Consider the following 13,380-nt stretch of genomic DNA (forward strand, 5'->3'; position numbering starts at 1 on the left):
ATTACTAAACCATATAAGTCATTTAAGAAGATATAACTGCTGGTTCAAAAAATGTATTAGTAAATATAAGCAATTTGCAGCAAAGGTAATAGTTTCAGAATCTTTTTTAAAATGAACTTATATTACTTATATGGTTTAAAACGATTCAGAAACTAACATTCTAGAGATTAAGAAATTAAAGATTTCACAAATCTGTCAGAAATTAGTAAAAATAAAAAGCTATTCCTTAAATTTGCAAAAAATTTACAATTCTACAAATATAATATAAATGAGTACAACGACTACGCCTTACGTGGCTTTCAAAGTAAAAGACATTTCTCTAGCGGCTTGGGGAAGAAAAGAAATTGAACTAGCTGAAGCTGAAATGCCAGGTTTAATGGCACTTCGCGCTGAATACAAAGACGAACAACCATTAAAAGGCGCTCGTATTGCTGGATGTTTACACATGACGATTCAAACTGCTGTTTTAATCGAAACTTTAATTGCTCTTGGTGCAGAAGTTACTTGGTCTTCTTGTAACATTTTCTCTACTCAAGATCAGGCTGCTGCTGCTATTGCTGCTGCTGGAATTTCAGTTTACGCTTGGAAAGGTCTTGATGAAGCATCATTTGACTGGTGTATTGAGCAAACTTTATTCTTTGGAGAAGACAGAAAACCATTAAACATGATTTTGGATGATGGTGGAGATTTAACTAATATGGTTATTGATCGTTACCCAGAATTGGTTCCTGGAATTAAAGGTCTTTCTGAAGAAACTACAACTGGTGTTCACAGACTTTATGAAAGAGTAAAAGCTGGAACTCTTCCAATGCCTGCAATCAACATTAACGACTCTGTTACTAAATCTAAATTTGATAACAAATACGGATGTAAAGAATCTGCTGTAGATGCTGTGCGTCGTGCAACTGACTTAATGTTAGCTGGAAAAAGAGTAATTGTTTGCGGATACGGTGATGTTGGAAAAGGAACTGCTGCTTCTTTTAGAGGTGCTGGTTCTATTGTAACAGTTACTGAAATTGATCCAATCTGTGCTTTACAAGCTGCAATGGACGGTTATGAAGTTAAAAAATTAAACACTGTAATTGCAAATGCTGATATCATCATTACAACTACAGGAAATAAAGATATCGTTCTTGGAGAGCACTTCGAACAAATGAAAGACAAGACTGTTGTTTGTAACATCGGTCACTTCGATAACGAAATCGACATGGCTTGGTTAAACAAAAACCACGGTGCATCTAAAATCGAAATCAAACCTCAGGTTGACAAATACAACATCAACGGAAAAGATATCATCATCTTGGCTGAAGGTCGTTTAGTAAACCTTGGTTGTGCTACAGGTCACCCAAGTTTTGTAATGAGTAACTCATTTACAAACCAAACTTTGGCTCAAATCGAATTATGGAACAACAGCGCAGCTTACAAAAACGAAGTTTACATGTTACCAAAACACTTAGATGAAAAAGTTGCTGCTTTACACTTAGCTAAATTAGGTGTTGAACTTGAAGTTCTAAGAGAAGATCAAGCTGCTTACATCGGTGTTGAAGTTCAAGGTCCATTTAAACCAGAATACTACAGATACTAATTTATTTTAGTCCCGATAGCTATCGGGATTAGATATCTTTGATTAAATATTTCAAACCCGACAGGTTTTAAAAACTTGTCGGGTTTTCTGTTTTTATGTTTCAGTCAAAACATTTTTATCAAAAAATTGTACTTTTATAAATATCTGCTTACTTTTAATAACCAGAATAAGAATCTATTTATCAAATACTTAAATAGTAAAAAATTGAAAAAAACATCTTATTTACTCGTCTTCTTATTTTTATTAACCCTTCCGCACTTTCTTTTCTCTCAGGAAAAAAAGCCCAAAGTTGTATTAGTATTAAGTGGTGGCGGTGCAAAAGGAATTGCACATATTCCTCTTTTGCAAAAATTAGATTCTCTTCACATCGTTCCAGACCTTATTGTTGGAAACAGTATGGGAAGTATTATAGGTGGTTTGTATGCAATGGGATATTCTGGTGACAGCATAGAAAAAATCACTAAAGATATTTATTGGGATAAACTCCTAGGTGGTGGACAGGCGCTACGATCTGTAAGTGCCGAAGAAAAAAGAGAATTTCAACGATATTTAGTCGGAATAGGCGTTAAAGATGGGAAACTTAACAGCATTGGTTCTCTATTAAATGATCAAAATCTAAGAGAATATCTTTCTGAATTAACTTTCCCTGTATACAATGTTAAAGATTTTGACAGTCTTCCGATTCCCTTTAGAGCCATGGCTACGGACTTGGTAGAAGGAAAAGAAGTTATTTTAAGCAAAGGAAGTTTATCCTATGCTATGCGTGCCAGTATGTCGCTACCCGCTATTTTTAAGCCAATGCCTTATGGAAAAACGGTTTTGGTAGACGGTGGAGTATTGAATAATTTCCCAACAGATGTTGCCAAACAAATGGGCGCCGACATTATTATTGGAAGTGATGTAGGAGGCGGAATGGAACCTGTAGATAAGCTAAACAATCTTATGACCATATTAATGCAGACCAGTATGTTCCCGAGCAACATTAAAAATCCTGCAAATCGCGATTTATGCAATATATTGGTTGATCATCTACCCAATCTCCGTTTCTCAACAGCCGATTTTGCCGATAGCAACGAAATCTACAAAGATGGAAAAATAGCAACAAATCAAAATCTTCCCGCTTTAATTACTCTTTCAGAAAAATTAAAAGGATTTAAGCAGCGAACGCATAAATTGCCCGATATGCCAAATGAGTTTGTTCTAGATACGATTGTCTACAAAAAAATAAGCCCCGAAAACCTTCCCCTTGTTGTTGGAAGAGCCAATCTTAAAACCCATGTAAAATACACTACCAAAGATTTAATAGCAGGCATTAACAGAGCAATGGGAACCAATCTTTTTGATGAGATTACGTATAGTTATTTCATCCAAGACGGTGATAAATTAGGCATTACATTGTTTGGTTTTGAACGTGCCAAAAATCAGTTAAACACATCAGTGCATTATGATACGTATAGAGGTGTTGGAATCATTTTTAACTACACCGGAAGAAATATCTTAGCTGATGCCTCACGCCTTTTAATAACTGCCGATATTGCCGAACAGCCAAAAGCCAGAATCAATTATCAGAAAAATTTTGGAGGCCATAGAGAATGGTGGTGGGCAACTGAAGCTTATGGAGCTTTCCTTCGTCAAGAAATCTATCTAAATGGTAAAGCATCAGACAATATACTCTACAATACTTTTGAACTCAACAGTGAAGTAAACAGAAACATCAATTCTCTGAAAAGCTATTTAGGCTTTGGACTAAACTACAGCTATACGAATCTAAAACCAAAATATGACCGAGAATACAACCCAAATTCTGTGAGTATTAACGACTATAACTTTAACAACATCGAATTCAACCTACATTACTCTTATAATGACATGGATCGAGTTTTCTTTGCCACAAACGGAACCATTATAAAATCAAACATAGCACGGTCATTTCTTACCGATCTTAATGCCGCATTTTCAGATCCGGACTTAACACGTGTTTCTGGCTCAACAAATGGCTACACCAAATTTGGTTTAACCTACGAAAAGAGATTGCCCATAAAAAAGAAAATTACAGGAATCTTAGGATTTGATTCTTATTTCATTTTTCAAGACAAACTTAAACATGACGATATTCCATTTTCGGGATTTGGTTATGCTGCAAAATATTTCATAGGCGGCATTATACCCAGTTCTGGCAGCAATCGCTTTTCGTTTGCAGGACTCCACGAAGACGAACTTAATGTTACGCAATATATGGGAGTCAAACTTGCATCTCAGATCAATCTAATCGGAAAAATTTATCTAACGCCCCACTTCAATATCGCATCTGTAGGTTTTGATACTTTTAACGATTATCTAAAACATGCCTTCAATCCAAAAGGAAAGTGGGATGAAAATATTGAGACCAGTCTCGTAATATCGGGAGGCGCCGCAATTTCCTATCAATCCATTTTAGGCCCAATCCATTTCGATACTTCATGGATCAATAATATCGACAAAGTACGATTATTTTTTAGCGTTGGACTGTCCCTTAATCCTTAAAAGAAAAACCTAACGCCTAAACTTGAAACCTGAAACCTGAAACTTTAAACAAAAAAACAATCTGGGCGTGCCACCATCCCGATAAGAGGGCAAAAATACTTTATGCTCATTCGCCCTCTTATCGGGATGCTGTCGGGCTATACGTGCTACTTTGGTAGCCTACTTCTATCCCTCACGCTCACGTAGATCAAGAACGACTTAATTTAACAAGACATTTACAAGGTTTTTAATTTATAGCTTTAAATTTGAACTTAAAGCTTTTTAAAATTCAAAAAATGATCGAAAAAATTTCCTGCGACATACACGGCTCAAAAGAAATGTCTTTTACCTGCATTCATATCGCAACTGCAATAGATTCAAAAAATCAAGTTGGATTTTTCTATTCAGAAGCCGAGGAAGATCTTCCACAAATTGCTTGGTGCGGTTCCTGCGAACAATATCTTTTGGATAATGGAGAAGAATGGACAGAAACTTTTCAATCTCTTGCCGATTTCAAAATGTTATGTTCTGATTGTTTTGAAGAAGCAAGAAACAACGAAACAGAAGTTCATATTCGATAACTGCCTTTTCATGAAAAAAATCCTTATCCTCATTCTATTCTTTCTCTTTAATTCTTTAACATTTGCTCAAAGCAATGACATCTGGACTGCATTTCCTAACAAAGACACTACATTAACCGGGTTTAAAGACAAAAATGGAATAATCAAAATAGAACCCAAGTTTAGTGGTTTTACCATTGCGCGCAAATTCGAAAATATAATTGCTGTTACTGAAGAAGAAAACGGTAAATGGAACAGCTATTATTTAACCAAACAAGGAAAGATTATCGGGCAAGATAGCCTGTATGTATTTGATAATGGTCCTGACTGCGAAAACGAAGGTTTTATAAGATTTACAGATCGTAAAACTGATAAAATGGGAGTATTTAATGCCGAAGGAAAAATTGCAATTCCAGCAGAATACAGCGCCTTAAGCAAAGTTACAAACGGAATGATAACGGTTTTAAAAGACGCCAAAAAGCAACAAGACGGAGAACATTTTTTGTTGACAGGAGGAAAAGAATTTTTAATCGATATCAACAACAAAGTCCTGATTGAAAATTTCTCCTACAATGATGATTTGAATTTTTATTCTTTAGAAAAGTCAAAAGAACCTAGCAAAGATCCAACAAGGGACAGTTTTCTTGGAGTTGATGGACAATATTATTCTTTCATAAATTTTGATAAAGAGTTTAAATATTGGTTAGAAAATACTCTCCTTAAGGATTTATCCAAAGCCAATTTAGAAAAACACACCTTCGACAAAATCACTTATTGGAAAGAACCAGACGGCTGGATAAATGCTTCGAAAACCCAATTCATTAATCAAAATTATACCTATTTAAAACTAAAACTACAGGAACTTAAAAATCCAAAAACAGATTACTTTATTTCTTCTGACGGATTAAATCAGTTTATTTTTGAATCAAGCGAATACGACATTTACTTCAACAATTGTAATGAATCTAAAGATTGGATTTATCCAACAATGGATATTGTTATCAATCCAAAAAAGCAAACCGATCGCGGGCAAGATCATTTTGAATTTCTAAGAACAGAAAACGGATACAAGCTGATCAGTGTTTCTTCTAGAACAGATAATCTTAAATAATTTTCAGCTTTAAAGTTTACCTTTGTAAAAAAGTGAACTATGAAGAATTTTATATTTTTAGGCCTTGCCATAATCTTCGAAATTATTGCTACTTCAGCATTAAAAAAATCTGAAGAATTCACCAAATTGCTTCCAAGCATTATTACTATTATTGGTTATTGTGGTGCATTTTATTTTTTAAGTTTTGCCATTAGAACCATTCCGGTTGGTTTTGCTTATGCCATTTGGTCTGGTGTCGGAATTGTTTTAATTACTGCAATTGGCGCTCTTTTCTTCAAAGAAATTCCAGATTTGCCAGCAATAATTGGTCTTGCATTGATTGTAATTGGCGTTATTGTAATTAATGTTTTTTCTAAAACTACTGCTCACTAATTTAAATCTTAGGAGAAAATGACTTTTAGAAATGCTACAATTTCAGATTTAAACGAAATGCAGCAATTGTATATCGAAACCATACAATCTGTATGCAAAAAGGATTATAATGAAGCGCAAAGAGAAGCTTGGATTTCTGGCGTCAAAAATACAGAACGCTGGATTGCCGTTATCGAAACACAATACGTTCTATTAGCAGTAATTGAAAACAAAATTGCAGGCTTCGCAACTTTAAAAGATGGAGGTTACATTGATTTTTTCTACATTCACAAAGATTTTCAACGACAAGGAATTGCAGATAAACTTTTAACCGAATTAGAACTTGAAGCTCAAAAACAGCATTCAAAAATGATAACTTCGGATATTAGCATTACTGCCAAACCTTTTTTTGAAAAGAAAGGATTTGTTGCAAAAGCTGAGCAAAAAAACATACGCTTAAATGTTGAACTGATCAATTACAAAATGGAGAAGCAATTAAAACAATAAAAGTCTAACGGAATAATCTCTCGCAAAGACGCGGAGTCACAAAGTTTTATTTTTTAAATTTATAATCTTTGTAGACTTACTTTGTGATCCTTCGACTTCTCTCAGGAAGACAAAATTGAGAAAAATCTTTGCGACTCTGCGTCTTTGCGAGATTACAAATATTGCAAACTTTGGCGTAAACCATAACGCTCTTTACGGTTAAAAAACTCAGCAAGTTTCGGATTTTATACCTTCTAAAACCAATCGATATTTGTATTATAAAATGGAAAGAAGATGAACACACAGGAAACCATAAATTATAATCGTATCGCTGAAGCTATAGATTATATCAAAGCTAATTTTAAAGAGCAGCCCAATCTGGATGAGGTGGCTGAGAAAGTGCATTTAAGTCCGTTTCACTTTCAGAGACTTTTTAGTGAATGGGCAGGAACAAGTCCGAAGAAGTTTTTACAATATACCAGCATCGAACACGCTAAAAAGTTACTTAAAGAAAATCAAGCCACAATATCTGAAACTGCTTTTGAAACTGGCCTTTCAGGAACCAGCCGACTTCATGATTTATTTGTAAATATCGAAGGAATGACACCTGCAGAATATAAAAATGGAGGGAAAAATCTTGAGATCAATTATAGTTTTGCCGAAAGTCCATTTGGGAATATTATCGTTGCGTCTACTCAAAAGGGCGTTTGTTTTATGGCTTTCGCCGAAGATGAAATGACTGGATTTATCGCGTTGAAAGATAAATTCCCGAATGCTCAATTTTCGAAAAAACTGGATTTATTGCAGCAAAATGCCTTATTCATTTTTCAAAACGATTGGAGCAAATTATCTGAAATCAAACTGCATTTAAAAGGAACCGATTTTCAATTGAAAGTTTGGGAAACTTTACTAAAAATTCCAATGGGACAGCTTTCTACATACGGAACTATTGCGCACCAAATTCAGAAACCAAATGCATCACGAGCAGTTGGAACAGCAATTGGAAGTAATCCTGTGGCTTTTTTAATTCCGTGTCACCGCGTAATTCAATCTTCGGGAACATTTGGCGGTTATATGTGGGGAAACACACGAAAAACAGCCATTATCGGCTGGGAAGGCGCTCAAATAAATCCATAAAAACAAAATTCCAAATTTCGAATCCCAAATTCCAAATTTCAATGATTAATCTTCATTGAAAATTTCATAAAATCTAATTGCTATGCAAACTATACAATCAAAAATCGCTTCTCAAGACTGGGCAAGCATCACCGAATCTATGCACGAAAACGGCTTTGCCATTATTCCAAAAGTGCTTAATAACGAACAATGCGAAGATTTAAAATTCGATTATGACAATCCGAATTTATATCGAAAAACGGTTGTTATGGAACGTTATCGATTTGGTTTAGGCGAATACAAGTATTTCAATTATCCGTTGCCTGATTTAATTCAAGATATTCGTTCTTCAATTTATCCGAAACTAGCTTCGATTGCTAATTCTTGGATGAAAGCATTGAACATCGATACCGTTTTCCCTAACAAACACGAAGAATTATTGAAAAAATGTCACGACAATAATCAGCTGAAAGCGACGGTTTTAATTTTAAAATATGGAAAAAGCGGATTCAATACTTTACATCAGGATTTATATGGAGATGTATATTTTCCTATTCAAATTGTGCTTTTTCTAAACGAACCTGATGAAGATTTTACTGGCGGAGAATTTGTGCTTACGCAACAAACTCCACGAGCACAATCTAAAGCCATTGTCTTAAAACCTAAAAAGGGAGATATTCTTGTTTTTACAACTAATTTCAGACCCGTAAAAGGCACAAAAGGATATTATCGCGTGAATATGAAACATGGAGTAAGCGAAATCCTTTCTGGCGAAAGATACACGTTGGGAATTATTTTTCATGATGCCCTTTCGTGATTTTTGCTCGCAAAGTCGCGAAGTCGCCAAGAGATATTTTTAAGACTTAGCTAACTTAATTTTTTAAGATTAATAAGTTCTAAACTTTGCGATTCTGCGACTTTGCGAGAAATAAATCTTTAACAATATAATTATGATTGAACACAATAAAATTTCAGATCGAGAGCTTCGAAATAAAATCAAAAAAGGCGAAATTTGTTTCGGCGGCAATCAAAAACTAAAAATCTACGGAACGCTCAAATGTTCTTCGGGAAAAAGAATGAAAAGAGAAAATCGTGTTTTCTTTTTATCTGAAAATGACGCCAAACAAAATGGTTTCAGGCCTTGCGGGCATTGTATGAAATCGGAATATCAAAAATGGAAAAATGGACTTATTTAATCCTCAAACAGACGAAACAACCAATCTGCTTCCGAAAGATGGAACGGTGAATTATTATGGAAAATGCTTCTCCAGACAGGAAGCCGATTTCTATCGCGATGTCTTATTAAATACAATTGAATGGAAAAATGACGAAGCGGTGATCTTCGGAAAATTAATTTTAACCAAACGAAAAGTGGCTTGGTACGGCGATCAGGAATTTGAATATACGTATTCGAATACGACCAAAAAAGCGTTGCCTTGGACTCCTGAACTTCTAAAGTTAAAGAAAATCATTGAAGAGAAAACGGGAGAAACTTTCAATTCTTGCTTACTGAATTTATATCATACTGGCGAAGAAGGAATGGCGTGGCACAGCGATGCCGAAAAAGATTTAAAGAAAAATGGCGCTATTGGATCGGTAAGTTTTGGTGCCGAACGTAAATTTGCCTTCAAGCATAAAGAATCTAAAGAAACCGTTTCTCTAATTCTGGAACACGGAAGTTTATTGGTTATGAAAGACGAAACACAAACGCATTGGCTGCATCGATTACCTCCAACAAAAACAACTCAAAAACCTCGAGTAAATTTGACTTTTAGAACTATTGTGAGATAAAATATTACTTCTTTTTTGTAGCAACATTTTCGTACGAACGTATTAAAGCGTCCTCGAACATTTCGGGTCTTACTCTTAAAAGCTCAACAATAGTCCAGCCTTGCGCTCCCCATTTATTTGGAATTGGATAAAAAATCTTTTCGCTTGACGCACAAAAAACCGATTGATCTATTTCGTTTAGTTTTAAAACCGCATGATTATTCTTTTCGTCAAAAGTGGCAAAAATCTTTTTTTTGATTCGAAAGGAAGTTTTCTCAAAATGGGGTTCTTCAGTCGCATCTGGAAACGACATTGCTAATTTTCTAAATTCTTCAATTGAAATCATATCGGCTTTTTTAGTTAGACCTAACAGTTTTTAAAAACCTGTTCGGTCTTCGTTATGTAAAATTTACCACCCTTGATTCAGTCCGTTTTTAAGCACCTCATCATATTTTTCTTTATCAAAAGAATATAAGTTTGGAGCTTTGTGTGCTACGTTACTTTTCTTTTCGTCCAATTTATTAAGAATTCCTATATTGGTGATTTTGCGTAAAAAATTTCGTCGGTCTAATTTTTTATCCAAAATCGTTTCGTACAATTTTTGCAGTTCTGGAATGGTAAATTTCTCTGGCAATAAATTGTAACCCACTGGCATTAAATTTAATTCTGTACGCAAAGTGTCTAAAGCTTTATCCAAAATTTCCTTATGATCTAGAATAAGCTCAGGAACTTCTTTATGATCAATCCATTCCACTATTTCGTATCTGCCTGTTGGATTTGGAAGAATTTTAGAAAAATCCACCAAAGCATAATATCCAATTGTAACAAAACGGCGTGTTAGCCATTTTCCTTTTTCTTCTTCAATTTGAAGATATTCCAAGATTTTTTTATCAAAATGCTGATGGTTACGATTTACTTTTCCAAACGTTGCAAATTGCCTTAAAAATACTCCATCAACACCTGTTCTGCCATTCAGAACCGTGATTGCAGCCGTATCAATATCCTGATCTACAGGAATAAAACCGCCGGGCAAAGACCATTTATTGGCACGTTCCACTTTAATCAATAAAACTTTTAACTGATTGTCATGAAAACCAAAAATAACACAGTCTATAGAAAGTCCTGGTTGATAATTTTCGTTATTATCTATAATGTCTTTTAACATCAGATTCGTATAAATTCTTTCTTTTAATAACGCTGCAATTTACTTCATTTTTATAAAACTGAAATATATTAAAAAACAAAGCGCTGATTTTCATTAAAACAGAAGTGTTGAAACTACAATTTTAACGAAAATTTAAAATCAAATTTAAAAAAAATAAGTACATTGCGTCATAATAACACATTAATGATTTTAATTATTAAAATTAGAATCAAATTCAAAGAAAAATAATACAAGCTGTTTCCATTTTTCTTCAAGTGAGCGTAGAAATTTAAACACAGAAGTTATGATTACCAATCCTTTAAAAGACATCAATAAAAAAATTAGAACCAGAATCTGGTCTTCATTCGGATTTGTTTCGAAAACATATCTTCTGGAAGAATCTCTAAAATATAGCGAAGAACAGGAGAGAATTTTCAATGAAATGATCGTCGAAACTGATGCAAAAGATAAAAAAGCAAAGCGAGAAGCTTATGAAAAAGCTTTGTATGCATCTTATAAAGGAATTGGCGCAATGGATTTTATAAATACCGTTTTAAAATAAATACCTACACATTTTTATAATTTATAATGCTGGCCTCACTTCGGTGAGGTTTTTTATTATAAATTTTACACTAAAATGAAAGAAAATGGTCATTTATTAGTTATTTTAGCCGTTTTAAAAGTAAGAATATACCCCTATAGAACGAATACATGGAAAACATCATTGAATCAGAAAGTTACAAAATTCAAAAACCAGAAAACTGGGCTCCTACAATTAATGACGATCAACTTATTGAATATATAAAAGAATCCGATTTCTCAAAAAAACAAGTTGAAGAAGGTCGTGATTTCTGCTACTTCTTAGATAAAATCTACTACACAAGCGATACTGAAAACAGCGAATATGCTTGCGTGGCCTATACTCTTAACGAGCCTTCCAATCTTGAAAACGCTTCGGTAAAAGATGTTGTTGTGGAAGAAAATGAAACTTATTTAATACACAGAATTAGCGTGCTGAGAGATGGTGTTCTGATTGATAAAATTCCTGATACTAAAATTAAAGTTTTAGATAGTGAAAATCAGAGTGAAGGCGGCATTTTAAGCAGTAACAAAAAAGTAAATATTACGATTAAAGATTTACGTCTTTATGATGTTTTAATTACTGAAGATTCGCGCACCAAGGTTTTTACTGATCGCGATTTTATGCGAAAAGAATTTCTTAAGTATGTTTACGTAACACCAAGCACTTATTGGGCTTATGGCAAATACAAGTTTTCTTTTATCAATGACAGAAAGGAAGCAATCACATACAAAAAGACATTCTTTAGAGATGAAGAGGGAAATGTTTTGGAACCAGAAATTAATTTCTTGAAAAAAGAAGAAAAGTTTGTAATCGAAAAAGAAGATTATATTAACTCTTTTGATTCAAACCGAGAAATTGCTCCTTTTATTGATTTTGCAACAGATCGCAACTGGGTTGACTTATCAAATTACATTTCTCCGCTTTACGAAGACATATACAGTAAAGCTTCTTTAACAGAATTTGCTCCAAAACTGGTAGAAAAATTGGATGCCATTGCAGATCAAGACGAAAAATTACAATTTGCAATTGATTACGTGCAGAACCATGTTTACTACATTTATAATGCGGATGAAATGAATGGCCATAAACCGCAAGAGCCATCAGTAACGTATGAAAATAAACAGGGAGATTGCAAGGCAAAATCGGTTTTACTTAAAGTGGTTTTAGATTATATCAATATTGATGCTTCTGTAGTTTTGGTTAATTTCAATTCAGATCTTTACATTAAATATTACCTTCCGTCATTATTGACTTTTAATCATGTTATTGTAAAAATCAATTACAAAGGCGGAACTTATTTTGTTGATGCTACTTCAAGAGACGAATTCGGGCTAATTGAAAATCGCGGCTATATCTATTTTATGCATTACTTGGAAGTAAAACCAAATCAGGAATTGCAGATTAAGGAGCCTTACAGATTTCCTTATTATGGAATAACTGAAAAAGCAGATTTTAGTGCTCAAAATAATATAGGAACGCTAAAATTGGTTTCGACTTACAAAGGAGGTCGTGCCAATTATATGCGTAAATATTTCAAAAACACAAACAAAAGAGAGATCATTGACAGCTGGAATAATTTCTTGTTCTATGCTTTAAATTATTCTAATGATCGAAACGGAACGGATATCAGAACCATTTTTAAAGATGCGACGATTGAACTTGTAAGCGATGATAAAAAGCTAAATGAATTTACGATTCAGTATAATGCTACAGTCGAAAATCCGTATTTTACAGATGCAGAAAAGAATCGCTTTTTAATGTATTTTGATCGCAATGTGGTTAAAAATGCTGCACGCGACTTTATGCACACGGATCTTTTGTTTTGGCATAATTTTGATAACGAGAAGTACGAAATCAATTTAACGACAGATCAAAAAATCGATACTCAGGAAAAATATACAATTCAGGAAAGTACGATCACAAATCCTTATTTTGATTTCACAAGCCGTAAAAAAGTAACCAAACATGGTGCTTCTATAATTGTTGATTATAAACCGTTAATCAACTTAGAAATTCCAAGTGAAGATTTTGAAGATTTTAGAAATGCACATCATGAAATTGCCGACAGTAATTATGGCGTTGGAATTGACATTATCGAACAAGGTTTAATGAATATGCTGAAATATAGTTTTAAAAAACGATTAAAATAATTTCGATATAAAAAAACGGGGC

14 protein-coding genes are annotated in these 13,380 nt (G+C 33.8%); 12 read left to right on the forward strand and 2 right to left on the reverse strand.

The window, feature by feature from the left end:
* Positions 1–268: 268 nt before the first annotated feature.
* The 10 genes from ahcY to BSF41_RS02760 all read left to right on the forward strand — a co-directional run bounded on the left by ahcY (position 269) and on the right by BSF41_RS02760 (position 9,502).
* Entirely contained in the window at positions 269–1,585 is a 1,317-nt protein-coding gene (gene ahcY / locus BSF41_RS02715; protein ID WP_095927986.1) for an adenosylhomocysteinase, read from the forward strand.
* A gap of 204 nt (positions 1,586–1,789) precedes the next feature.
* Entirely contained in the window at positions 1,790–4,108 is a 2,319-nt protein-coding gene (locus BSF41_RS02720; RefSeq protein WP_095928200.1) for a patatin-like phospholipase family protein, read from the forward strand.
* 275 nt (positions 4,109–4,383) lie between these two features.
* Positions 4,384–4,668: a hypothetical protein gene (locus tag BSF41_RS02725; RefSeq protein WP_095927987.1), complete on the forward strand. Its 285-nt coding sequence runs from the start codon at positions 4,384–4,386 to the stop codon at positions 4,666–4,668.
* 10 nt (positions 4,669–4,678) lie between these two features.
* Positions 4,679–5,758: a WG repeat-containing protein gene (locus tag BSF41_RS02730; protein WP_095927988.1), complete on the forward strand. Its 1,080-nt coding sequence runs from the start codon at positions 4,679–4,681 to the stop codon at positions 5,756–5,758.
* A gap of 39 nt (positions 5,759–5,797) precedes the next feature.
* Positions 5,798–6,130: a multidrug efflux SMR transporter gene (locus tag BSF41_RS02735; RefSeq protein WP_095927989.1), complete on the forward strand. Its 333-nt coding sequence runs from the start codon at positions 5,798–5,800 to the stop codon at positions 6,128–6,130.
* Positions 6,131–6,148: 18 nt separating this feature from the next.
* A complete protein-coding gene (locus BSF41_RS02740; RefSeq protein WP_095927990.1) occupies positions 6,149–6,616 on the forward strand; it encodes a GNAT family N-acetyltransferase in 468 nt (155 codons plus the stop codon).
* 273 nt (positions 6,617–6,889) lie between these two features.
* Complete coding sequence (locus BSF41_RS02745; RefSeq protein WP_095927991.1) at positions 6,890–7,732, forward strand: methylated-DNA--[protein]-cysteine S-methyltransferase; 843 nt, start codon at positions 6,890–6,892, stop codon at positions 7,730–7,732.
* A gap of 82 nt (positions 7,733–7,814) precedes the next feature.
* Entirely contained in the window at positions 7,815–8,528 is a 714-nt protein-coding gene (locus BSF41_RS02750; RefSeq protein WP_095927992.1) for a 2OG-Fe(II) oxygenase, read from the forward strand.
* A gap of 133 nt (positions 8,529–8,661) precedes the next feature.
* The gene (locus BSF41_RS02755; RefSeq protein ID WP_095927993.1) at positions 8,662–8,907 is read left to right on the forward strand and encodes an Ada metal-binding domain-containing protein; all 246 of its coding nucleotides are present in this window, start codon (positions 8,662–8,664) and stop codon (positions 8,905–8,907) included.
* The gene (locus tag BSF41_RS02760) at positions 8,894–9,502 is read left to right on the forward strand and encodes an alpha-ketoglutarate-dependent dioxygenase AlkB (RefSeq protein WP_095927994.1); all 609 of its coding nucleotides are present in this window, start codon (positions 8,894–8,896) and stop codon (positions 9,500–9,502) included. The genes BSF41_RS02755 and BSF41_RS02760 overlap by 14 nt, the downstream gene beginning before the upstream one ends.
* A gap of 4 nt (positions 9,503–9,506) precedes the next feature.
* Here the strand turns inward: BSF41_RS02760 and BSF41_RS02765 are convergent, their stop codons facing one another.
* A complete protein-coding gene (locus BSF41_RS02765) occupies positions 9,507–9,827 on the reverse strand; it encodes an MmcQ/YjbR family DNA-binding protein (RefSeq protein ID WP_095927995.1) in 321 nt (106 codons plus the stop codon).
* A gap of 63 nt (positions 9,828–9,890) precedes the next feature.
* Complete coding sequence (locus BSF41_RS02770) at positions 9,891–10,646, reverse strand: NUDIX hydrolase (RefSeq protein ID WP_095927996.1); 756 nt, start codon at positions 10,644–10,646, stop codon at positions 9,891–9,893.
* A 283-nt stretch (positions 10,647–10,929) separates the two neighbouring features.
* Between BSF41_RS02770 and BSF41_RS02775 the strand changes: the two genes are divergently transcribed.
* Both BSF41_RS02775 and BSF41_RS02780 read left to right on the forward strand, forming a co-directional pair.
* A complete protein-coding gene (locus BSF41_RS02775) occupies positions 10,930–11,187 on the forward strand; it encodes a hypothetical protein (protein ID WP_095927997.1) in 258 nt (85 codons plus the stop codon).
* Between the two features lie 149 nt (positions 11,188–11,336).
* A complete protein-coding gene (locus BSF41_RS02780) occupies positions 11,337–13,358 on the forward strand; it encodes a hypothetical protein (protein ID WP_095927998.1) in 2,022 nt (673 codons plus the stop codon).
* The last annotated feature ends 22 nt before the right edge of the window (positions 13,359–13,380 follow it).

Source organism: Flavobacterium sp. ACN2 (assembly GCF_002303885.1).
Taxonomy (GTDB): domain Bacteria; phylum Bacteroidota; class Bacteroidia; order Flavobacteriales; family Flavobacteriaceae; genus Flavobacterium.